General features: G+C 71.4%; 20 protein-coding genes. 10 read left to right on the top strand and 10 right to left on the bottom strand.

From position 1 onward, the window contains the following. Complete coding sequence (locus tag OOK38_RS04445) at positions 1 to 753, bottom strand: hypothetical protein (protein WP_266765888.1); 753 nt, start codon at positions 751 to 753, stop codon at positions 1 to 3. A gap of 427 nt (positions 754 to 1,180) precedes the next feature. On the opposite strand from OOK38_RS04445, the gene recA reads away from it, so the two are divergent. From recA to OOK38_RS04425, 4 genes are all read left to right on the top strand, one after another. Beyond that, entirely contained in the window at positions 1,181 to 2,308 is a 1,128-nt protein-coding gene (gene recA / locus OOK38_RS04440; RefSeq protein WP_266763373.1) for a recombinase RecA, read from the top strand. A gap of 3 nt (positions 2,309 to 2,311) precedes the next feature. Further along, positions 2,312 to 3,244 (top strand): recombination regulator RecX, encoded by a 933-nt coding sequence (gene recX / locus OOK38_RS04435; protein WP_266763374.1) that lies wholly within the window; start codon positions 2,312 to 2,314, stop codon positions 3,242 to 3,244. Positions 3,245 to 3,528: 284 nt separating this feature from the next. Next, a complete protein-coding gene (locus OOK38_RS04430; protein WP_266763375.1) occupies positions 3,529 to 4,221 on the top strand; it encodes a helix-turn-helix transcriptional regulator in 693 nt (230 codons plus the stop codon). Then, the gene (locus OOK38_RS04425) at positions 4,218 to 6,752 is read left to right on the top strand and encodes an ABC transporter permease (RefSeq protein WP_266763376.1); all 2,535 of its coding nucleotides are present in this window, start codon (positions 4,218 to 4,220) and stop codon (positions 6,750 to 6,752) included. The genes OOK38_RS04430 and OOK38_RS04425 overlap by 4 nt, the downstream gene beginning before the upstream one ends. A 71-nt stretch (positions 6,753 to 6,823) precedes the next feature. Here OOK38_RS04425 and OOK38_RS04420 read toward each other — a convergent pair whose 3' ends face one another. The 8 genes from OOK38_RS04420 to OOK38_RS04390 form a co-directional block, all read right to left on the bottom strand. Further along, positions 6,824 to 7,234: a rhodanese-like domain-containing protein gene (locus tag OOK38_RS04420; protein ID WP_266763377.1), complete on the bottom strand. Its 411-nt coding sequence runs from the start codon at positions 7,232 to 7,234 to the stop codon at positions 6,824 to 6,826. Beyond that, positions 7,231 to 7,770, bottom strand: a complete 540-nt coding sequence (locus OOK38_RS04415; RefSeq protein WP_266763378.1) for a cysteine dioxygenase — start codon at positions 7,768 to 7,770, stop codon at positions 7,231 to 7,233. Before OOK38_RS04415 ends, OOK38_RS04420 begins: the two co-directional genes overlap by 4 nt. A gap of 73 nt (positions 7,771 to 7,843) precedes the next feature. Continuing rightward, entirely contained in the window at positions 7,844 to 7,915 is a 72-nt protein-coding gene (locus tag OOK38_RS34490) for a putative leader peptide (RefSeq protein WP_318658241.1), read from the bottom strand. A gap of 141 nt (positions 7,916 to 8,056) precedes the next feature. After that, a complete protein-coding gene (locus tag OOK38_RS04410) occupies positions 8,057 to 9,739 on the bottom strand; it encodes an FAD-dependent monooxygenase (RefSeq protein WP_266763379.1) in 1,683 nt (560 codons plus the stop codon). Between the two features lie 185 nt (positions 9,740 to 9,924). Then, positions 9,925 to 10,818: an amino acid ABC transporter permease gene (locus OOK38_RS04405; protein WP_266763380.1), complete on the bottom strand. Its 894-nt coding sequence runs from the start codon at positions 10,816 to 10,818 to the stop codon at positions 9,925 to 9,927. Further along, complete coding sequence (locus tag OOK38_RS04400) at positions 10,815 to 11,483, bottom strand: amino acid ABC transporter permease (protein WP_266763381.1); 669 nt, start codon at positions 11,481 to 11,483, stop codon at positions 10,815 to 10,817. The genes OOK38_RS04405 and OOK38_RS04400 overlap by 4 nt, the downstream gene beginning before the upstream one ends. Before the next feature lie 152 nt (positions 11,484 to 11,635). Next, the gene (locus tag OOK38_RS04395) at positions 11,636 to 12,484 is read right to left on the bottom strand and encodes a glutamate ABC transporter substrate-binding protein (RefSeq protein WP_266763382.1); all 849 of its coding nucleotides are present in this window, start codon (positions 12,482 to 12,484) and stop codon (positions 11,636 to 11,638) included. Positions 12,485 to 12,590: 106 nt separating this feature from the next. Beyond that, entirely contained in the window at positions 12,591 to 13,367 is a 777-nt protein-coding gene (locus OOK38_RS04390) for an amino acid ABC transporter ATP-binding protein (protein WP_266763383.1), read from the bottom strand. Between the two features lie 285 nt (positions 13,368 to 13,652). Here OOK38_RS04390 and OOK38_RS04385 point away from each other — a divergent pair, with 285 nt between their 5' ends. Continuing rightward, complete coding sequence (locus OOK38_RS04385; protein ID WP_266763384.1) at positions 13,653 to 14,339, top strand: response regulator transcription factor; 687 nt, start codon at positions 13,653 to 13,655, stop codon at positions 14,337 to 14,339. 9 nt (positions 14,340 to 14,348) lie between these two features. After that, entirely contained in the window at positions 14,349 to 15,755 is a 1,407-nt protein-coding gene (locus OOK38_RS04380; RefSeq protein WP_266763385.1) for a HAMP domain-containing sensor histidine kinase, read from the top strand. A 99-nt stretch (positions 15,756 to 15,854) separates the two neighbouring features. Here the strand turns inward: OOK38_RS04380 and OOK38_RS04375 are convergent, their stop codons facing one another. Further along, complete coding sequence (locus tag OOK38_RS04375) at positions 15,855 to 16,853, bottom strand: TAXI family TRAP transporter solute-binding subunit (protein ID WP_266763386.1); 999 nt, start codon at positions 16,851 to 16,853, stop codon at positions 15,855 to 15,857. Between the two features lie 129 nt (positions 16,854 to 16,982). Between OOK38_RS04375 and OOK38_RS04370 the strand changes: the two genes are divergently transcribed. From OOK38_RS04370 to OOK38_RS04355, 4 genes are all read left to right on the top strand, one after another. Continuing rightward, complete coding sequence (locus tag OOK38_RS04370; RefSeq protein WP_266763387.1) at positions 16,983 to 17,426, top strand: MazG nucleotide pyrophosphohydrolase domain-containing protein; 444 nt, start codon at positions 16,983 to 16,985, stop codon at positions 17,424 to 17,426. A 364-nt stretch (positions 17,427 to 17,790) separates the two neighbouring features. Then, entirely contained in the window at positions 17,791 to 18,669 is an 879-nt protein-coding gene (locus OOK38_RS04365) for an alpha/beta hydrolase (protein WP_266763388.1), read from the top strand. 110 nt (positions 18,670 to 18,779) lie between these two features. Further along, positions 18,780 to 20,306 (top strand): tRNA (N6-isopentenyl adenosine(37)-C2)-methylthiotransferase MiaB, encoded by a 1,527-nt coding sequence (miaB, locus tag OOK38_RS04360; protein WP_266763389.1) that lies wholly within the window; start codon positions 18,780 to 18,782, stop codon positions 20,304 to 20,306. Between the two features lie 206 nt (positions 20,307 to 20,512). Beyond that, positions 20,513 to 21,250, top strand: coding sequence for a class III extradiol dioxygenase subunit B-like domain-containing protein (locus OOK38_RS04355; protein ID WP_266763390.1), 738 nt, complete (start codon positions 20,513 to 20,515; stop codon positions 21,248 to 21,250). Positions 21,251 to 21,577 lie beyond the last annotated feature (327 nt).

Raw genomic sequence — 21,577 nt, 5'->3', positions numbered from 1 at the left:
TCACCAGGTGAGGACCGCCAGGACACCGGTGGTCACGACGGCCGTCGCGTAGCAGCCGACGGCCCCGTACATCACCCGCTGTACGGCCTTGTCGCTCCAGCCGGTGCGCGACAGCAGCCAGGCCAGCGCGGGCAGCACCAGCACGGCGTGCAGGCTCACTCCGTGCAGCGGCTTGAGCGGAGCCGTCGATTGGTACGCGGCCTCCTGGTGGCCGGTCCGGGTGAGGACGACCCCGCGCGCGATCATCGCGGCGCCCGAGGCGAGCGCGACGAGCAGGATCGCGAACCCGAAGCGCACGGCGAGCGGCATGCCCGCAGGGCCCGCGGGCCGGCTCCGGAACGAGGCCACCGCGAACACGGTCAGCAGCACGACCAGAACCCCGCCGCCCACCGCGAGCATCATGGACACCGCCGTGTCGAAGCCGGTCTCCATGTCGAGGTGCGAGGGCACCCGGCGCCACGCCTGGAGGGTGATGCCGCCGACCTCCACCACACAGTCCGCGGCGAACACGACGAGCAGAGCGGTGCGCAGCCTCGCCCCGACCCGCACGTACGACGTGACCCACGTGATCGCGATCAGTGTCAGCCCGAAGGAAAGCCCGAAGGTGACGGGCTTGCGCCAGGAGACGGGACCGTCCCACGGGCCGCCGTCGACGGCGAAGACGAGCAGATGCAGGCATCCCGAGAGGACGAGCAGGGCGCCCGTTGCGCAGCAGAGCCACTCGGCCGGCCGGAGCGAGGGCTTGGGCCGCATCAGGGGGCGGGCCGTCGTCGGAGGGCTGGTCCTCGTCGTTCGCATGACCACAGCCTGCCGGGCGGGCCGGGCGCCGTCGTCGTACGGCCGAAGGCTCCGGCGGTACGCCCGCGAGAGTAGCCCGCGGCCGGGACAGGCGCCGGGACGGCCGCCAGGACAGGTGCGCGGCCCGGCCGGCGGGACATTCGGGGCGTTGTCGGAGTGTGAACGTAGTCTCGGAGGTGCCGCGTGGTGCGCTTGACACGAAAATCGAACATCCATTCTTATGGAAGTTCCGGCGGAGCTCTTGATGGGGGTTTCGGCATGGTTTCGACGGAGATGTGCCCGAGTTATCCACAGGCCGGACGGGCGTCGGGGCGCATTGTCAGTGGCAGGCGTTAGCGTCTTTGACGTGAAGCGATCGACTCAAGCAAACCGGGTGGAACCCATGGCAGGAACCGACCGCGAGAAGGCGCTCGACGCCGCGCTCGCGCAGATTGAACGGCAGTTCGGCAAGGGCGCTGTGATGCGCCTGGGCGAGCGGCCGAATGAGCCCATCGAGGTCATCCCCACCGGGTCGACCGCGCTCGACGTCGCCCTCGGCGTCGGCGGGCTCCCGCGCGGCCGCGTGGTCGAGGTCTACGGCCCGGAGTCCTCCGGTAAGACGACCCTGACCCTGCACGCGGTGGCGAACGCCCAGAGGGCCGGCGGCCAGGTGGCCTTCGTGGACGCCGAGCACGCCCTCGACCCCGAGTACGCGAAGAAGCTCGGCGTCGACATCGACAACCTGATCCTGTCGCAGCCGGACAACGGCGAGCAGGCCCTGGAAATCGTGGACATGCTGGTCCGCTCCGGCGCGCTCGACCTCATCGTCATCGACTCCGTCGCCGCCCTGGTGCCGCGCGCGGAGATCGAGGGCGAGATGGGCGACTCGCACGTGGGTCTGCAGGCCCGTCTGATGAGCCAGGCCCTGCGGAAGATCACCAGCGCGCTCAACCAGTCGAAGACCACCGCGATCTTCATCAACCAGCTCCGCGAGAAGATCGGCGTGATGTTCGGCTCCCCGGAGACCACGACCGGTGGCCGGGCGCTGAAGTTCTACGCCTCGGTGCGACTCGACATCCGCCGCATCGAGACGCTGAAGGACGGCACCGACGCGGTCGGCAACCGTACGCGCGTCAAGGTCGTCAAGAACAAGGTCGCGCCGCCGTTCAAGCAGGCCGAGTTCGACATCCTGTACGGGCACGGCATCAGCCGCGAGGGCGGCCTGATCGACATGGGCGTGGAACACGGCTTCGTCCGCAAGGCCGGTGCCTGGTACACGTACGAGGGCGACCAGCTCGGCCAGGGCAAGGAGAACGCGCGCAACTTCCTGAAGGACAACCCCGACCTCGCCAACGAGATCGAGAAGAAGATCCTGGAGAAGCTGGGCGTCGGTGTGAAGAAGACCGAGGAGCCCACCGCCACGCCGGGCGCGGACGCGGCGGTCTCGGCTGCCCCGGACGACGCCGTGAAGACGGTGCCCGCTCCGGCTGCCAAGGCCACCAAGTCCAGGGCCGCGGCGGCCAAGAGCTAGTCCATGACACGACGAACCGACTGGGCCGAGTACGCCTACCCCCCCGCCTCCGAGGGGCCGGGGCAGGGGTACGGCGGGGGAGACAGCGGCTCGGCCGGAGACGGTGACAGCTCGTACGACGGCGGCGGGGGGTACGGCGGCTCGTCGTACGGCGCCGGTGACGGGCTCCATGGCGCCGACGGCTTCTACGCCGTCGGTCCGGACGACGGTGATCCGGACGGCGGCGGTTCGACGGGCGGTGACGCGCGGCGGGGTGACGGCCTGCCGGGCGGTCACGGTTCGCCGGGCGCGGCCTCCCGGCGTGGTGGACGCGGTGAAGGCGGACCGCGTGGTGGACGAGGGCGTCGTAGGCGAGGCGGTTTCGGTGAGCCGTCCGGCGACCCGCAGGACGGAGGCCCCTCCTCCTCGTCGAGGGCCGAGAAGGGGGAGTCCCCGGGGGACCCGGCTGAGCGGGCGCGAGCGATCTGTCTGCGCCTGCTCACCGGGACCCCGCGCACACGGAAGCAACTCGCGGACGCGTTGCGCAAGCGCGAGATCCCGGACGAGGTGGCGGACGCGGTGCTGTCACGGTTCGAGGAGGTCGGGCTGATCAACGACGGCGCCTTCGCGGACGCCTGGGTGGAGTCCCGGCACCACGGCCGGGGGCTGGCCAGGCGGGCGCTCGCCCAGGAGCTGCGGACCAAAGGCGTGGAGCCGACGCTGATCGACGAGGCCGTCGGACAGCTGGACTCCGATCAGGAGGAGGCGACCGCCCGTGAGCTGGTCGCCCGCAAGCTGCGCTCCACACGCGGACTCGACCGCGACAAACGACTGAGGCGTCTCGCGGGCATGCTCGCCCGCAAGGGCTACTCCCAGGGCATGGCCCTGCGCGTGGTCCGCCAGGCGCTGGAGGAAGAGGGCGAGGACACGGAAGGGCTCGGGGACGAGGGGTTCTGATCCCACGGGCTTCCGCATGAGGCGGTTCGAGGCACCGGGGTGACCCGGGATGCCGGGGCAGTGGTGTCCGATCACGGGCCCTGAACACGGTGGACGCGCGGGGGCGCCGATCGCGTTCAGGGCCCGGACGCATGCCCGGACGCATGCCCGGACGCATGCCCGGACGCATGCCCGGACGCATGCCCTGACCTCAACTCCCCTTGACCGAGGTGGGGTTAACCCCCGGTCGAAGAGGCCTGGTCACCGCAGTGCACAGACATCTGTGCACAGACGACTGTGTACGCATGGCACAGGAACCCGGCGCGCTGGAGACAGCACCCCCGAAGGGGCCGCACGCCCCCACCGAACTCTCCGACCTCGCCGCGCTCAAGGTCCTCGCTCAGCCCCGTCGGCAGCGCATCCTGCAGCACCTCACCCTGCACGGCCCGGCCACCTCGGCGACCCTCGCCCGAGAACTGGGACTCAACACCGGAGCCACCAGCTACCACCTGCGCGAACTCGCACGCCATGGATTCGTCGAGGAACAGGCCGGGGCGGAGGGACACGGCCGGGAGCGCTGGTGGCGGGCGGTTCCCGGTGACCGCCGCTTCCCGCCGCGCAGCCGGCAGAGCCCCGAGATGCGTCTCGTCATGGACGAGCTGAACCATCACGCGTACGCCGCCGACCTCGAAGTATTCGAGCAGGCGCAACTACGGGCCGGCGCGGGCGAGGACCCCTGGGCCGACGCCTTCCCCTACTCGCGCGGCAGCGTCCGGCTCACGCTCCCCGAACTCCGCGCGTTCTTCGAGGAGTACATCGCGCTCCTCAACCGCTACAAGCGCCCGGACTCCGACACCCCGCCCGGAGCGCGCACCGTACTCACCCGGTTCCTGGCCCTCCCGGCCCCCGACGCCGCACCCGTGAACGAGTCGGCGCCCCACGACAGCGACCCCCACGACAGAGAACCCCACAACAGAAAAGAAAGCGACCCGACATGATGCTGCGCTACGCCCTGAAGACCGTCCGGGCCCGCAAGGGCGGCTTCCTCGGCGCCTTCCTCGCCCTGACGTGCGCGGCCGCCCTCATCACCGCCTGCGGCACCCTCCTGGAGACCGGCCTGCGCGGCACGATCCGCACCGAGCGCTATGCCGCGGCGCCGGTCGTGGTCTCCGCCGACCAGAACGTCCACCGGACGACCGTCAAGCACAAGAAGGGCAAGATCAAGGTCAAGCACAAGGCGAAACCGATCGCCGAACGGGCCTGGCTCGCGGACGACCTCGCCGCCCGGCTGCGCCGAGTGCCCGGGGTGGAGCGGGTCGTCCCCGAACTGACCTTCCTGGCGCAGCCGTTGACCTCCGCCGCGGCCGTCGAGAAGGACCGGCCCGCCTACGGTCACGGGTGGGCGTCCGCCGCGCTGACCCCGTACAGGATCGTCACCGGTACCGCGCCCGAGGCCGACACCGACCTCGTCGTCGACCGTCGCTTCGCCGAGCGCGCCCGTCTGCGGCCCGGCGACCGGCTCACCGTCCAGTCGACACAGGCACCGCGCACCTACCGGATCAGCGGGATCGCCGCGCCCGCCACCGATGTGCGCCACCAGACCTCCCTCTTCTTCTCCACCGCCGAGGCCACGCGGCTGGCCGCGCACCCCGGGCAGGTCACCGCTTTCGGGGTGCTGCCCGACAGCGGCACGGACATCACCGATGTCGGGCAGGCCGTGGCCGAGGCGCTGAACGGAACCACCGCGCAGGTCAGTACGGGCGACGACCGCGGACCGGTCGAGTTCCTGGACGCGGCCGCCGCCCGGATCGAACTGGTCAGCATGGGCGGAGCGATGGGCGGCACCTCGCTGCTCGTGGCCGTCCTGGTGGTCGTCGGCACCTTCTCGCTCTCGGTCCGGCAACGCCATCGCGAACTCGCCCTGCTGCGCGCCATCGCCGCCACCTCCGGGCAGATCCGCACGCTCCTGGGCCGGGAGGCCCTGATCGTCGGGGCCGCGGCCGGCGTCATCGGCGCACTCGCGGGTCTGCCGCTGGGGAGTTGGCTGCACAGCCGGTTCGTCGCCATCGGTGCCGTCCCGTCCACGCTTCAGCACACGGTCAGCGTCTTCCCTCTGTTCGCCGCTGTCGCCGCCACCCTGCTCGGCGCCTGGGCCGCCGCGCGTATCTCGTCCCGTCGCGTCGCTCGCATCCGCCCGGCCGAGGCGCTGGCCGAAGCCCGGGTCGAGCGCGCCCGCCCGGCCTGGGGACGAGTCCTCGCCGGTCTCGCGCTGCTCGCCGGGGGAGCCGTCCTCGTCGCCGTGCTCAGCGTGCTGCGCACCGAACCCGCCTCGACTCCCGTGACCTTCCTGGCCGTCGTGGTCCTCGCCGGTGCCGTCGCGCTGCTCGGACCGCTGCTGGTCCGGGCCACCGCGGCCCTGCTCGCGGGCCCGCTGCGGCTGACCGGACCCGGGGGACGGCTCGCCCGCGCCAACCTCCGCGGCAACGCGGCCCGCATGGCCTCCGTCGTCACTCCCCTCACCCTCCTCATCGGCATGACCTGCACGGTTCTCTTCGTCCAGCCGACCCTCGGGAACGCGGCCCGTGCCCAGGCGCGCGAGGGCGTCCGCGCCGACTGGGTGCTCGCCGCCCAGGGACCCGGAGTCCCGGCCGAAGCCGCCCGTCTGCTGCGTACGCGGCACGACGTGGTCACCGAAGTGGTCCGGACGACCGTCCGTGTGGGCCTGGACAAGTACGCGGCCCAGGGCGTCACTCCGGCCGGGCTGTCCCGCACCTGGGACCCGGACGTCACCGCGGGCTCCCTGAAGAACCTCGGAAACAGCACCGTCGCTGTCAGTGAACTCGCCGCGGAACAGCTCCACTTGAAGCCCGGAGGCGCACTGAGTCTCACCCTGGGTGACGGCGTGCCCGTCCGCCTCACGGTCGTCGCCGTCTACGCCAGGGGCCTGGGCTTCGGTGACCTCACCCTCGCCCACGACCTGGTCGCCCGCCATGTCGACAACCCACTCGCCACCTCCGTCCTGGTCCGCACGACCCGCACACAGACAGAACTCGCGACTACGCTCCGTGAGTTCCCGGCCGTGCGTGTTCTCGCTCCGGCCCGGGCGGAATCGATCCAGGCCGAGCGTCGGCAGGCGAACGCCGAGGTGAACCACCTCGCCATGGGCCTGGTCCTCGCCTTCACCGCCATCGCCGTCGTCAACACGCTCGCCATGTCCGTCTCCGAACGGGTCCGCGAGTTCGCGATGCTCCGCCTCGCCGGAGCGACCCGCCGTCAGGTGCTGCGCATGCTGCGGACCGAGGCGCTGACGGTGCTGCTGCTCGCGACGGCGCTCGGCAGCGGTATCGCCCTCGCCGTCCTGACCGCGTTCAGTGTCGGCATGACGGGCAGCGCCGCCCCGGCGGTCACCCCGCTCGTCCACTTGACCGTCGTCGGGTTCGCCGGACTGCTCGCCCTGGTCGCGACAGCCCTGCCCGGACGTGCGGCCCTGAGGACACGCCCCGTCACGGTGGCCACCGCCCAGGAGTGACAGGTAAGGGGCAGCACGCGAGAGTGGGCGCCCCTTACCTCAAGGGGCGCCCAGCCGTGCTCGGCCGGCGGTCAGTCCTCCGCGTCGGCAGTCGTCACCGGAAGGCCGGCACCCTTCCACGCCTGGAAGCCGCCGACCAGATCGGTGGCCCGGTGCAGCCCCAGCCGGCGCAGGGACTCGGCGGCGAGGCTCGACGCGTACCCCTCGTTGCAGAACACCACGACCCGCAGGTCGTGGCTCGTGGCCTCCGGGGCGCGGTGGCTGCCCGTGGGGTCGAGCCGCCACTCCAGTTCGTTGCGCTCGACGACGAGGGCGCCGGGGATCAGGCCGTCGCGCTCGCGCAGGGCGGCGTACCGGGTGTCGACCAGGAGCGCTTCGCCGGCCCGCACCGCCTCGAACGCCTCCTCGGCCTCCACCCGGTCCAGGCCCGCGCGGACCTGCTCCAGCAACGCGTCGATGCCCACGGGCGGCCGGGTGCTCACTGCCAGTCCTCCGGACGCTCGACGTGCTCCAGACGCAGCACGTGTCCCGTACGGCTGTAGCGGCGGATCTGCGGGAGCGGCGGGTAATAGGCGTGGATCGAGATCGCGTGCTCCTCGGTGGACTCGTTGAGCACCTCGTGCACGTGGTGGCGGCCGAAGGCGCGGCCGGTACCCGCGGGCAGCTTCCGCTGCCGGTCGATCTCTTCGGTGAGTTCAAGGGTCTTCCAGCCGTCGGCGGGCAGCCGGGCGGCGAGTGAGTTCTCCTTGAGCTCGCCCGACGCCGTGAGGAAGGCGCCCACCGATTCGGCGTGGTCGTGCCAGCCGGTTCCGGTGCCGGGCGGCCAGCCGATGAGCCAGGCCTCACTGCCGCCGGGGCCTTCGAGCCGCACCCAGGTGCGGCCCTCGGGGTCGAGGGGGAGCGAGGCGATCAGTTCCGCATCGGCCGCCGTACGGCGTACGAAGGCGAGCAGGTCGGCCTGCGTGGGAGTACGAGGGGCGACAGCGGAAGACGAGGAGACAGAGGGTGACACAGACACTCGGACCGTCCTGAGGTTCGCGAGAGGAGCGCGCGGTGGCACGAGAGCGGCGCGCGGGGAGAAGGATGCGAAGTCAGAAGGACGGACGACACACGCAGCCCGCATAGCGGACGAGGTCCATATGGACCCTCCGCCACAGGCGCACACAGGTGTCGGTCACGATCCGGAGTACACCATGGTGGCGCAGACCGGTCAACTCACCGTCACCATCTGGACCAGGAATGCTCAAGGATCTGGGAAACCCCAGCTCAGAAGGCTACGGACCGTTCAACCGGTTACCGAGTGTTCAACTGCGGCCCGCTGTCGCCGCAGCCTCCGCCTCCGCTTCCGCCGGTCCGCCGAGGGTCGCCTCGGCCGCCTCGTACAGGTCGGCCGGGCGGACTCCGCTGAGCGCGGTCACCAGGTGCCCGTCGGGGCGGACCAGGAGCACGGTGTGCGCGGCCGCGCCCGGGTAGCTCTCCGCGACGAGCAGTTCGGCGGGGTGCGGCAACGCGGTCACGGCGGCGGCGAGCCGGGGCATGATGCCGGCCGTCACCCAGTGCTTGCGCTCCCAGACACCCGTGCCCGGAGCGATCAGCACGACGAGCAGGACACCGCGCCCGAGCCGCTCCCGCAGCGGTACGAACGAGCCGTCCTCCGCGGTCACCCGTACATCGACGACCGGTGCGCCGGGCTCGGTGTCGACGAGGGCGTGCGACTCGGCGTGCGGGGGCGCGAGGGGTGAGTCGGCGTACGCCCCCGGCGCGCCCAGTGGTCCGCGGCCCAGGTGGCCGTCCGTGAGCAAAGCGTCGTGACCACGGGCCGACCCGGGGACGTAGGCGCGCAGGCCGCCACCGCCCCGCAGCAGAGGCAGTGCCTGGTCGGCGGCGCGCAGCCGGGCGGCGACCACGGCGCGCCGCTCCGCCTGATAGCTGTCGAGGAGCGCCTTGTGCGGGCCGTGGTGCCAGGCGAGCGCCAGCTTCCAGGCGAGGTTGTCGGCGTCCCGCAGCCCTTCGTCCAGGCCCTGGGTGCCGAGCGCGCCGAGCAGATGGGCCGCGTCCCCGGCGAGGAAGACCCGGCCGGCGCGCCAACGGCGGGCGAGACGGTGATGGACGGTGTGGACTCCGGTGTCGAGCAGTTCGTACGCGGGTGTGGTGCCCCCGCTCCAGCCGCCGAGGGTCTCCCGGACCCGGGCCACCAGCAGGTCGGGCGTGACCAGGTCCTTGCCCGGGGGCAGCAGCCAGTCCAGGCGCCACACGTCCTCGGCGAGGGGACGCGCGGTCACCTCGCTCACCGAGGGGCCGGACGTCCGCCACGGCGGCGTCCGGTGCAGCAACGCCTCACCGGGCCAGGGGAGTTCCGTACGCAGGGCTGCCACGGCGTGGCGCTCGACGGCGGTACGCCCGGGGAAGCGGATGTCCTGGAGCTTGCGCACCGTCGAGCGCGGTCCGTCGCAGCCGACCAGGTAACTGCCGCGCCACCAAGTGCCCTTGGGGCCCCGAGTGTGCGCCGTGACCCCCGAGGTCTCCTGCTCGACGGAGTCGAGGCGGCTGTGCACGGCGACCTTGATGAGCCGCTCGTGGATGATGGCCTCGCGCAGGGCGCCGGTCAGCGCGTGCTGGGCGATGTGCAGCGGGGCGGTGAACTCCTCGCCGTCCGCCGGGATTCCCGCGCTCCGGGAGTCGGCGGCGCTCCTCGAGAGCTCCGCGCTCCCGGAACTCTCCGCGCCGAAATCGATCTCGCGCATCACCTGCTTGCGCCGCATCGACCGCCATCCGGCCCAACGGAAGCCGGCGTCGTCGAGGGGCAGACCCGTCAGCCGTTCGACGAGCGCCGTCGTGTCCTCGCGCAGCACCACGGTCCGCGCGAGCCGCTGTTCGTCCTTGCCGGGCCCCTCGTCGAGGACCACGGAGGGGACCTCCTGGCGGGCCAGCGCAAGGGCGAGCGTGAGCCCCACGGGCCCTGCTCCGACGATGATCACCGGGTCCACGACGCGGTGCCCCCTGCCCGGAGCTGTGTCCTGAGGGACGTACGGGAACAGGCAGGTGGAGCGGGGTGCACGATCACAGAACGTATGCAACCCATTGCCGCTGCTTGCGTCAAGTGACGGGGGCAGTGGCGATCATGCCACTGCCCCCGTCGGTCAAACCGATCGACCGCTCTTCGGACGATTCGTCAGATGGCGCCCCCGCCCGCGCCCGTCGCCGCGGTACCGGCGATCGCCGCGTCGTTCGCGGAAAGCACCGCGCCGGTCGTCTTCTTGCCGCGCCGCAGCCTGCCCTCCAGCCAGGAGGCGAAGCTGGTGATCGCGAAGTTCAGCACGATGAAGATGACGGCGACCACGATGAAGCTCGGGATGACGTTGGCGTAGTTGGCCGCGAGCGTGCTCCGCGCGGTGAGGAGTTCCGAGTACCCGATCATCACGCCGCCCAGCGCGGTGTCCTTCACGATGACGACGAGCTGGCCGACGATCGCCGGGAGCATCACGGTGACCGACTGCGGCAGCAGGATGCTGGTCATCGTCTGGCCCTTGCGCAGACCGATCGCGTACGCGGCCTCCGTCTGCCCCTTGGGCAGCGCGAGGATGCCGGCCCGTACGACCTCGGCGAGGACCGCGGCGTTGTAGAGCACCAGACCGGTGACGACCGCGTAGAACGGACGGTCCTCGCTGGGGATGTTCCCGGACTTGGCGTAGAGCTCGTTCGCGAACAGCATGAGCAGCAGGACCGGGATCGACCGGAAGAACTCGACCACGGCACCCGCCGGAACACGCACCCAGCGGTGGTCGGACATGCGCGCGATGCCGAAGAAGGCGCCCAGCGGCAGGGCGATCACCACGCTGAGCGCGGCCGCCTTCAACGTGCCGAGAAGACCCGGCCACAGATACGTGCTCCAGGCGTCAGCCGTGGTGAACGGCTCCCACAGGTCCCACTTCAGCTGGCCCTTGTCGTCCATCGCCGTCCAGATCCACCACAGGAACAGGGCGAGCAGGACGAAGAAGACCACCGAGAGGAGCAGATTGCGGCGCTTGGCCCGGGGACCGGGAGCGTCGTAGAGGACGGAGGTCATCGCTTCACCGCCAGTCGCTTGCCCAGCCAGCCGAGAATGAGGCCGGTGGGGAGGGTCAGGACCACGAACCCGAAGGCGAAGAACGCGGCGATGAGGACCGTCTGGGCCTCGTTCTCGATCATCGTCTTCATCAGGCTGGCGGCCTCGGCCACGCCGATGGCGGCGGCCACGGTCGTGTTCTTGGTCAGCGCGATCAGCACGTTCGCCAGCGGGACGATGACGGAACGGAACGCCTGCGGCAGCACGACGAGCCGGAGGGTCTGGCTGAAGCTCAGCCCGATCGCGCGGGCCGCCTCGGCCTGCCCGACCGGCACGGTGTTGATGCCGGAGCGCAGCGCCTCGCAGACGAAGGCCGCGTGATAGCCGATGAGACTGAGGACCGCGAGCCGGAAACCCTGGAGATCGAAGTTGTCGGGCGCGCCCAGCGTGACACCGAAGATGTCCGCGAGACCGAGCGAGCTGAAGACGATGATGACGGTCAGGGGGATGTTCCGGACGATGTTCACGTAGGCGGTGCCGAAGCCGCGCATGAGCGGGACCGGGCTGACCCGCATCGCGGCCAGCAGGGTGCCCAGGACCAGGGAGCCGAGGGCGGAGAAGACGGTGAGCTTCACCGTCATCCAGAACGCCTCTAGGACGTCATAACCTTGAAGAAAGTCGAACACGATCTCCCGCGCTTCCGGGTGGTGGCGTACTGGCGGACGCGGTGTGCCGCCGCCGTGATCGCGTCGGGCGGCGGCACACCTGCGGAAGCCCGCGTGAACCGCGGATTCCTGCGTTACCTGAGGGTCCCTGCGTTACCTGGTGATCCCCGTGACTACTGGACGATCACGCCGATCTTCGGGGCCGGCTCGTACTTGTACTCCGCCGGGCCGAAGTTCTTGTCGACCGCCGTCTTCCAGTCGCCGTCGGCCACCATCTTCGTCAGCGCGGCGTTGATCTTCTTCTCCAGCTCGGCGTCGCCCTTCTTGACACCGATGCCGTAGTTCTCGTTGCTCAGCTTGAGCCCGGCGAGCTTGAACTGACCCTTGTACTTGTCCTGCGCGGCGAAGCCCGCGAGGATCGAGTCGTCGGTGGTCACCGCGTCCACGGCGCCGCTCTGCAGCCCCGCGATGCACTCCGAGTAGCCGCTGTACTTACGCAGGTTGGCCTTGGGGGCGATGGTGTCCTTGACGTTCTGCGCCGAGGTGGAGCCGGTCACGGAACACAGCTTCTTGCCGTTGAGGTCCGTGCCCTTGTTGATGTCCGAGTCGGCCTTGACGAGCAGGTCCTGGTGGGCCAGCAGGTACGGGCCGGCGAAGTCGACCTTCTGCTTGCGCTCGTCGGTGATCGAGTAGGTCGCCGCGATGAACTTCACGTCGCCGCGGGCGAGCGCGTTCTCACGGTCGGCGCTCTTGGTCTCGACGAACTCGATCTGGTCGGGCTTGTAGCCGAGCTGCTTGGCCACGTAGGTCGCGACGTCGACGTCGAAACCGGCGAAGGAACCGTCGGGCTGCTTCAGGCCCAGACCGGGCTGGTCGTACTTGATGCCGACCTTGATCTTGCCGCCGCCCGGAGAGGCGGAGGAGGACCCGCTGTCGTCCTTGTCGTCCGAACCGCACGCGGTGGCGGTCGCGGCGAGAGCGAGTACGGCTACCGAGGCAGCGGCTGCCTTGCGGAGCTTCATGGTGAACATCCTTTGAGTGATGAGGACTATGGGCCGTCGACGGGCGGGTGACGTGAGGGGTCCTCCACGCGCGGGAACCGTCAGTGATCCCCACGCGCGGGGACCGTCAGTGGTGCAGGATCTTCGAGAGGAAATCCTTGGCACGGTCGCTGCGCGGGTTGCTGAAGAACTGGTCCGGCACAGCCTCTTCGACGATGCGGCCGTCGGCCATGAAGACGACGCGGTTGGCAGCCGAACGAGCGAAGCCCATCTCGTGGGTGACGACGATCATGGTCATGCCGTCCCGGGCCAGTTGCTGCATGACTTCGAGGACCTCGTTGATCATCTCGGGGTCCAGCGCGGAGGTCGGCTCGTCGAAGAGCATGACCTTGGGGTCCATCGCCAGCGCCCGCGCGATCGCGACGCGCTGCTGCTGGCCGCCCGACAGCTGTGCGGGGTACTTGTCGGCCTGCGTGCCGACACCGACGCGGTCGAGCAGCGCGCGGGCCTTCTCCTCGGCCGCCTTCTTGTCGGTCTTGCGGACCTTGATCTGCCCCAGCATCACGTTCTCGAGCACGGTCTTGTGCGCGAAGAGGTTGAAGGACTGGAAGACCATGCCCACATCGGCCCGGAGCCGGGCCAGCCCCTTGCCCTCCTGGGGCAGCGGCTTGCCGTCGATCGAGATGTCACCCGAATCGATCGTCTCCAGGCGGTTGATGGTGCGGCACAGGGTGGACTTCCCGGACCCGGAGGGTCCGATGACCACGACGACCTCGCCACGGGTGATCGTCATGTCGATGTCCTGGAGCACGTGCAACGCGCCGAAGTGCTTGTTGACGCTCTTCAGGACGACCAGTTCGTCGGTCGCGGCCATGGCGTCCTTGGCCACCGATACTTCGGTCATCGCTTTTGGGCTCCGTCCTCCTCGGTTTCGGAGGACAGTAGTAACGCCGTACGACCAGCGTCATTACATCTGAGGGGAACTTGAGCATCACGATCCGGTAGCAATCGGACACGTGTCGTAGCAGCCCGTACAAATGCGCGTACCGGCTGGGTAACGGAAGCTCCGCGCAACCCGAAGCCTCTTGACGCCGTCCTTGTCCATCGGCGTGACTTCCTTGGTGCACGCGAGCGTGCACCGCGTTCTACACGCAGACATCGTACGACCTAGGAACCGGAGGGGGCCGGAATGAGACTGCTCCTCGTCGAGGACGACAATCACGTCGCCGCTGCCCTGTCCGCGGTGCTGGCACGGCACGGTTTCGACGTCACGCACGCCCGCAGCGGCGAGGAGGCCCTGCAGGCGCTGGTCCCGGAGAGCGACGGGTTCGGTGTCGTCCTGCTCGACCTGGGGCTGCCCGACCAGGACGGCTACGAGGTCTGCGGCAAGATCCGCAAGCGGACCGCCACCCCGGTGATCATGGTCACCGCGCGCGCGGACGTACGGTCCCGCATCCACGGCCTCAACCTCGGCGCCGACGACTACGTGGTGAAGCCCTACGACACCGGGGAACTGCTCGCCCGGATCCACGCCGTCAGCCGGCGCAGCGTCCACGACGACGCGGCGGCCCCCGGCGAGACCCTGCTGCGCCTCGGCTCCGTACACATCGAACTCCCGAACCGCCAGGTCACTGTCGACGGTTCGACGGTCCAGCTGACCCGCAAGGAGTTCGACCTGCTCGCGCTGCTCGCCCAGCGCCCAGGAGTGGTGTTCCGCCGGGAGCAGATCATCAGCGAGGTGTGGCGCACCAGCTGGGAAGGAACCGGGCGCACCCTGGAGGTGCACGTCGCGTCGCTGCGCTCCAAACTGCGTATGCCGGCGCTGATCGAGACCGTACGCGGCGTCGGGTACCGGCTCGTCGCCCCGGCTTCGTAGCGGGCACGGGTGCGCACACGTCTCCTTCCGCTGCTCATCGTCCTGATGGCAGCCGTCCTGCTCGCGCTCGGCATCCCGCTCGCGGTGAGTGTCGCGGCGGCCGAGCAGCAGCGCGTGATCGTCGACCGCATCGACGACACCGCGCGCTTCGCGGCCCTCGCCCAGTACGTCACCGAGGCCTCCGGCGGTTCCCAGGAGGGCTTCCCGGACGAACGCGGCGAGACCCTGCGGACCGAACTCATCCGCTACTTCGATGTGTACGGCATCCGGGCCGGCGTCTTCTACCGCAACCGCACGCCCATGGCCAACGCCCCGGAGAACTGGCGGGTGCCCGGGACGGGAGTGGCCCGCGACGCCTTCAACGAGGCGCTCGTCAGCCGCCGCAGCCACGACCCGGAGCAGGTCTGGCCCTGGCAGCGCCACCGACTCGTCGTCGCCTCCCCGGTCATCAGGGACGGCGACGTCGTCGCCGTCGTCGTCACCGACTCGCCCACCGGGCAGATGCGTTCCAAGACCCTGCACGGCTGGCTGATCATCGGCGCGGGCGAGATCGCCGCGATGCTCCTCGCGCTCGGGGCCGCGCTGCGCCTCACCGGCTGGGTGCTCAGGCCCGTGCGCGTCCTCGACGCCACCACCCACGACATCGCGACCGGGCGCCTGAAGTCCCGGGTCGCGGTCGCCGGCGGCCCACCGGAACTCCGGCGCCTGGCCCGGTCGTTCAACGAGATGGCGGACAACGTCGAGGATGTGCTGGAGCAGCAGCGCGCCTTCGTCGCCGACGCCTCGCACCAGCTGCGCAACCCGCTCTCGGCGCTGCTCCTGCGCATCGAACTGCTCGCCCTCGAACTCCCCGAGGGCAACGAGGAGATCGCCTCGGTCCGCACCGAGGGCAAGCGCCTCACCCAGGTGCTCGACGACCTGCTCGACCTCGCGCTCGCCGAGCACGCCGAAGCCGATGTGCGCCTCACCGACATCGGCGAGCTCACCGCCGAGCGCGTGGCGTCCTGGCAGCCGGTCGCCGAGAGCAGGGGCGTACGACTGGCGGGGACCTGCCCGCCCACCACCGCGTGGGCCGACCCGGTCACGCTGTCCAGCGCCCTGGACGCGGTGATCGACAACGCGGTCAAGTTCACACCCGAGGGGGAGAGCGTCGAGGTGACCGTCGCGTCGAACGGCGCGTCCTCGACCATCGTGGTCACCGACGGCGGCCCCGGCCTCGGCGACGAGGACCTGGCCCGCATCGGCGACCGCTTCTGGCGCAGCGCGGTCCACCAGAACGTCAAGGGCTCGGGCCTCGGCCTCTCCATCTCGCGGGCCCTGCTCGCCGCGGGCGGCGGCTCCATCGCGTACGACCACCACGAGCCGCACGGTCTGCGGGTGACGGTGACGGTGCCGAGGTCGGGGCCGACGGCCTGAGGGACCTCGCGGGGCGCCGCTCCGCGGGACGGTCCGTGCCGGAACCGGGCGGCTCCGCGGATGCGGCAGGGGGCGGCGCCGGGGCTCCGGCGCCGCGGGTCAGGGCTTGATCGACCGGTAGTAACGGCTCGCGCCGTCGTGCAGGGGCAGCGGGTCCGTGTAGATCGCCGTGCGCAGGTCCACCAGCTGGGCCGCGTGCACCACGCCGCCGATCCGGTCGCGGCTGGCGATCACCGTGCGGGTGAGCTCCTCGGTGAGCTTCGCGTCCGCGTCCTCACGGGTGATCAGGTAGTTGGCCACGGCCAGGGTCTGCACGGGGGAGCCGCGCTGCGCCTCGGGGTAGGCGTCGGCGGGCATCTGGGCGGACCGGTAGTAGCGGGAGGCGCCGCCCTGCTCGTGCAGTTTCTTGACGAGGCCGCCGCCGATCGGCACCAGCCTGATGTCGTCGGCCTTGGAGAGGTCCACCACGGCGCTCGTCGGCAGGCCGCCCGACCAGAAGAAGGCGTCGATCTTGTGCTCTTTGAGCAGGCCGGGCATGGTCTTGATGCCGTCGGCGAGGGGCTCGATGTCCGTGTCGGGGTCCAGCCCCGCCGCCTGGAGCACATGGTTCGCGATCAGCCGCACCCCGGACCCGCTCGGTCCGAGGGCGACCCTCCGGCCCTTCAGGTCCGCCACCGACCGTACGGACGACGAGCGCGGGACCACCAGGTGCACGTAGTCGTCGTAGAGCCGCGAGCAGCCGCGCAGCCGGCCCGATCCCGGCTTGTTCTCGAGTATGTACGTCTCCACGGCGTCGGCCGCCGCGATGGTGAAGTCCGCCTCGCCCGTGGCCACGCGCCGGACGTTCTGCTGTGATCCGTCACTCTTCTTCAGCTGGACGTCCAGGTCCGGCAGGTCCTTGGCGATGGCGCCCTGGAGGAGCTTGCCGTACTTCTCGTAGACCCCGGTCGAGGTGCCCGTGCTGAAGGTGATCGCCCCGCTCGGGGACTCCTCGCCCAGCGGCAGCAGCCACCACAGCAGCAGCCCGACGACCGTGAGAGCGGTCGCCGAGCCGAACAGCGCGCGGCGCCGGCCGATACGGGGGAGTGCCTGGAACATGCGCGCGATCCTGCCAGTCCGGGGGCGGTCCTGACCAGGGCGGGACTCACGAGGGGGGATCCGGCGGATCGATAGGCTCGCCGGATGCAGCCGTCTTCCCCGTCGCAGGTCGCGCCTTCCGCCACTCCGATGCCTTCCCCGGCTTCCCCGGCCGCCGTCGAGCCCGGCGCCGCCCCTTCGCCCGCCTCCCTGGTCCGCGCGTTCCATCTCGCCTTCGGCCTCGAGGTCCGCGACACCCCGGCCGAGGTCTCCCCGAAGCTCGCCGCGCACCGCGGCGAACTGCTGGCAGAGGAGGCGGCCGAGGTCGCCGAGGTCTCGGTCGGCGGCCCGCTCGACCGACTGGCGCACGAGCTCGCCGACGTCGTGTACGTGGCGTACGGCACGGCTCTGGTCCACGGGATCGACCTCGACGCGGTGATCGCCGAGATCCACCGGTCCAACATGACGAAGCTGGGCCCCGACGGCCATGTCGCCCGCAGGGCCGACGGCAAGGTCCTCAAGGGCGAGCACTACCGGGCCCCGGATGTGTCGGAGGTCCTGAGGCGGCAGGGATGGAGCGCGCCGGACGCCTAGCGCGTGTCCGCGGCACCCGGGGGCGCGGCGGCTGCCGCCCTCCCGCCCGTCGTCCGGCCGTCTCTGCCGCTCGGTCGACCCGCGCCCTTCCCGTACCGTCGGTCTGCCGTCTCTGCGGCTTGGCCGACGTGCACCCTTCCGGCACTGTCGGCCAGCCGTCTCTGCCGCTTGGCCGACGTGCACCCTTCCGGCACTGTCGGCCAGCCGTCTCTGCCGCTTGGCCGACGCGCACCCTTCCGGCACCGCCGACCGGCTTGCTAGCTTGCGCCCCTTCGCCCCTTCGCCCCTTCGGGGCCCGGTCACCAGGAACCGCGGGGCCGTCGGCGCACCTCGGGGTGCCCACCAGCGACGACCAGGAGAGCGCATGAACGAGCCGGCCGAACTCGATCTGCCCGTCGAGGGCGGAACCCTCCGTGTCCTGCGGTTCGGCCGGGGGCCGCGGATCGCCCTCGCGGCGCACGGCATCACCGCGTCCGGGATGGCCTTCGGCGCCATGGCCCGTCGGCTCCCCGACGAGTGGACCCTGTTCGCGCCCGACCTGCGGGGGCGCGGCGGCAGCGCCGGCACCCCCGGCCCGTACGGCCTCGACCGGCACGCCACGGACCTGTGCCGCCTGGCCGAGGATCTGGGCGACGGCCGGCCCGTCGCCCTGACCGGGCACTCGATGGGCGCGTACATCGCGCTGCGCGCGGCGGCGCGACGGCCCGAGCTGTTCGACCGGCTGCTGCTCGTCGACGGCGGCCTGCCCCTGCCCGTGCCGCCCGGCGCCGACCTCGACGCGATCCTGGACGTCACCCTCGGCCCCGCGCTGGCCCGCCTCGGCCGGACCTTCGAGACCGACCAGGCCTACGTCGACTTCTTCCGCGCGCATCCGGCGCTCGGCCCCGACTGGAACGCGGACATCGAGACGTACGTGCGCTACGACCTCACGGGGCCCCGGGGCGCTCGGCGTTCCAAGGCGCGCGAGGAGGCCGTACGGCACGACGGGCGGGATCTGCTGGCCTCCGCCGACCTGTTCGCCGCCGACCTCACGCGGCTGTCCGTCCCGGCCCGGCTGCTGCACGCGCCGCTCGGGCTGCTCGGCCAGGAGCCGCCGATGCTCCAGGCGGCCGTCGTCGAGCACTGGACCGGGAGGTCCCCGGGCCTGCCCGCCGAGCTGATCGCGGGCACCAACCACTACACGATCCTGCTGGGAGCCGCCGCGAAGACGGTCGCGGAGCGGCTGGTCGCCCCCGGCGAGTGAGCACGGCTCCGGGCCCGGAGCGGGCCGGACGGTCCGTGGATCCCCTTGCCGCGCACCGGTCGGCGGCTCCGGCGTCCGGACGCACTCCAGCTACCGCCTACCCTTGTCACATGAGCAGCGGCGACCGGAGTCAGGCAGTGGACGTTCAGGAATCCAAGACGTACGAAGTGCGCACCTACGGGTGTCAGATGAACGTCCATGACTCCGAACGGCTCTCCGGGCTCCTCGAGGACGCCGGTTATGTGAAGGCGCCCGAGGGCTCGGACGGCGACGCGGACGTCGTCGTCTTCAACACCTGCGCCGTACGCGAGAACGCCGACAACAAGCTCTACGGCAACCTCGGCCGCCTCGCCCCCATGAAGACGAAGCGCCCCGGCATGCAGATCGCCGTCGGCGGCTGCCTCGCCCAGAAGGACCGCGACACCATCGTGAAGCGGGCGCCCTGGGTGGACGTCGTCTTCGGCACGCACAACATCGGCAAGCTGCCGGTCCTCCTGGAGCGCGCCCGCGTCCAGGAAGAGGCGCAGATCGAGATCGCCGAGTCCCTGGAGGCCTTCCCCTCCACCCTGCCGACCCGCCGCGAGAGCGCGTACGCGGCCTGGGTGTCGATCTCCGTCGGCTGCAACAACACCTGCACCTTCTGCATCGTCCCGGCGCTGCGCGGCAAGGAGAAGGACCGCAGAACCGGCGACATCCTGGCCGAGATCGAGGCCCTGGTCGGCGAGGGCGTCTCCGAGATCACCCTGCTCGGCCAGAACGTCAACGCGTACGGCAGCGACATCGGCGACCGTGAGGCCTTCAGCAAGCTGCTGCGCGCCTGCGGGCAGATCGAGGGCCTGGAGCGTGTCCGCTTCACCTCGCCGCACCCGCGCGACTTCACCGACGACGTGATCGCCGCCATGGCCGAGACCCCGAACGTGATGCCGCAGCTGCACATGCCGATGCAGTCCGGATCGGACCCCGTGCTGAAGGCGATGCGCCGCTCGTACCGCCAGGACCGCTTCCTGGGGATCATCGAGAAGGTCCGGGCCGCCATCCCGGACGCGGCGATCACCACCGACATCATCGTGGGCTTCCCCGGTGAGACGGAGGAGGACTTCGAGCAGACCCTGTACGCGGTCCGCGAGGCCCGCTTCTCGGCGGCCTTCACCTTCCAGTACTCCAAGCGCCCCGGCACTCCGGCGGCCACCATGGAGGGGCAGATCCCCAAGGAGGTCGTCCAGGCGCGCTACGAGCGTCTCGTCGCCCTCCAGGAGGAGATCTCCTGGAACGAGAACAAGAAGCAGGTCGGCCGCACCCTGGAGCTGATGGTCGCCGAGGGCGAGGGCCGCAAGGACGGCGCCACCCACCGGCTGTCCGGCCGCGCTCCCGACAACCGGCTGGTCCACTTCACCAAGCCCGACGAAGAGGTCCGCCCCGGCGACGTGGTCACCGTCGAGATCACCTACGCCGCCCCGCACCACCTGCTCGCCGAGGGCACTGTCCTGGACGTGCGCCGCACGCGCGCGGGGGACGCCTGGGAGAAGCGCAACGCCGCCGAGGCCGTCAAGCCGGCGGGCGTCATGCTCGGCCTGCCGAGGATCGGCGCCCCCGAGCCGCTCCCCGTGGCCGCGGGCAGCGGCTGCGGCTGCGACTGACCGGACTGACCGACTGACGGGGCGACGGCGGCCGGGACGACGGAGCGACGCCGGCCGGGACGGCGGGCCGACGCGGGCCGGGACGGCGGGCCGACGCGGGCCGGGACGGCGGGCCGACGCGGGCCGGGACGGCGGGCCGATGTGGGCCGACGGAACCGGAGTGGGGCCGGGGCGGATCGTCGGTCGGCACCGTTACGCTGCGGATCATGCTTGTAGCCGCCGCAGTCTGCCCCTGCCCTCCGCTGCTCGTCCCCGGCGTCGCCGCCGGCGCGGCACCCGAGTTGGACGCCGCCCGCGCGGCCTGCACGGACGCGCTGGGCGTGCTCGCCGCATCCCGTCCCGACCTGCTGGTGGTCGTCGGCCCCGCCGAACAGAGCGGTCGCGGACCGCACCCGGAGGGCACCCGCGGCTCCTTCAGCGGCTTCGGGGTCGATCTCGACGTGTGCCTCGGTCGCCCGGACGCGGCCGCCGCGAGCCCTGACGCCTCGGAACGCGGACTGCCGCCCTCCCTCGCCGTCGCCGCCTGGCTGCTGGAGCGCACCGGCTGGTCCGACGCCCCGGTGGAGGGGCTCGGAGTGGGGGAACCTCTGGAGGCCGAGCGGTGTATCCAGGCGGGGGAGAACATCGGCGGGCGGGCCGGGCGGGCCGGGCGGGTGGCGCTGCTGGTGATGGGTGACGCCAGCGCGTGCAGAACGCTCAAGGCGCCGGGCTATCTCGACGAGCGCGCGGCGGGCTTCGACGCGGAGGTCGCGCGTGCGCTGGGAACCGCGGACGTGGCGGCCCTCAAGGCACTGGACACTGCCCTGGCCCACGAGCTGAAGGCCGCGGGGCGCGCCCCCTGGCAGGTCCTCGCCGGCGCGGCCGAGGGTGCGGGGCTCGGCGGCGCCCTGCTCTACGACGACGCCCCGTTCGGAGTGGGATATCTGGTGGCGGCCTGGTCCTAGAGGCCGCCACGGGAAATCCGTGGCGCGTTGAGCCGTACGAGCGAGAGGACGGCCGGGGCACGAACTCGCCGCCCGGCAGCGCCCCGCGGCCGCAGTCCCTCAGGCCCTCGCGCCGTGCCCGCGTCGCTCACGCCGTCCCGCCGTGCCCGCGTCACGCTCGCCCTCTGCCGTGCCGGGCGCCGTCCCGTGGCTGCCGTCGCTCACGCCCACTGCCGTGCCCGCGTTGCTCATGCCGACCCGCCGTGCCCGCGTTGCTCGCGCCGACCGCCGTCGCGCCGTGCCCGCGTCGCTCACGCCGACCGTCAGCCGCCGACCGCCGACCGCCGA

It is taken from the genome of Streptomyces sp. NBC_00568 (assembly GCF_026341855.1).
Lineage (GTDB): Bacteria > Actinomycetota > Actinomycetes > Streptomycetales > Streptomycetaceae > Streptomyces.
Note: the sequence above shows the minus strand (reverse complement) of the source record. Positions and strands in the feature narration are given on the sequence as shown.

What these genes read in the sequence shown, in the direction of transcription:
- OOK38_RS04355 (WP_266763390.1), top strand. Translation starts at nt 20,513, where the DNA reads ATGCTTGTAGCCGCCGCAGTCTGCCCCTGCCCTCCGCTGCTCGTCCCC.
- OOK38_RS04425 (WP_266763376.1), top strand. Translation starts at nt 4,218, where the DNA reads ATGATGCTGCGCTACGCCCTGAAGACCGTCCGGGCCCGCAAGGGCGGC.
- OOK38_RS04370 (WP_266763387.1), top strand. Translation starts at nt 16,983, where the DNA reads ATGCCTTCCCCGGCTTCCCCGGCCGCCGTCGAGCCCGGCGCCGCCCCT.
- OOK38_RS04385 (WP_266763384.1), top strand. Translation starts at nt 13,653, where the DNA reads ATGAGACTGCTCCTCGTCGAGGACGACAATCACGTCGCCGCTGCCCTG.
- OOK38_RS04405 (WP_266763380.1), bottom strand. Translation starts at nt 10,818, where the DNA reads ATGACCTCCGTCCTCTACGACGCTCCCGGTCCCCGGGCCAAGCGCCGC.
- OOK38_RS04390 (WP_266763383.1), bottom strand. Translation starts at nt 13,367, where the DNA reads ATGACCGAAGTATCGGTGGCCAAGGACGCCATGGCCGCGACCGACGAA.
- OOK38_RS04365 (WP_266763388.1), top strand. Translation starts at nt 17,791, where the DNA reads ATGAACGAGCCGGCCGAACTCGATCTGCCCGTCGAGGGCGGAACCCTC.
- miaB (WP_266763389.1), top strand. Translation starts at nt 18,780, where the DNA reads ATGAGCAGCGGCGACCGGAGTCAGGCAGTGGACGTTCAGGAATCCAAG.
- OOK38_RS04375 (WP_266763386.1), bottom strand. Translation starts at nt 16,853, where the DNA reads ATGTTCCAGGCACTCCCCCGTATCGGCCGGCGCCGCGCGCTGTTCGGC.
- OOK38_RS04395 (WP_266763382.1), bottom strand. Translation starts at nt 12,484, where the DNA reads ATGAAGCTCCGCAAGGCAGCCGCTGCCTCGGTAGCCGTACTCGCTCTC.
- recX (WP_266763374.1), top strand. Translation starts at nt 2,312, where the DNA reads ATGACACGACGAACCGACTGGGCCGAGTACGCCTACCCCCCCGCCTCC.
- OOK38_RS04430 (WP_266763375.1), top strand. Translation starts at nt 3,529, where the DNA reads ATGGCACAGGAACCCGGCGCGCTGGAGACAGCACCCCCGAAGGGGCCG.
- recA (WP_266763373.1), top strand. Translation starts at nt 1,181, where the DNA reads ATGGCAGGAACCGACCGCGAGAAGGCGCTCGACGCCGCGCTCGCGCAG.
- OOK38_RS04445 (WP_266765888.1), bottom strand. Translation starts at nt 753, where the DNA reads ATGCGGCCCAAGCCCTCGCTCCGGCCGGCCGAGTGGCTCTGCTGCGCA.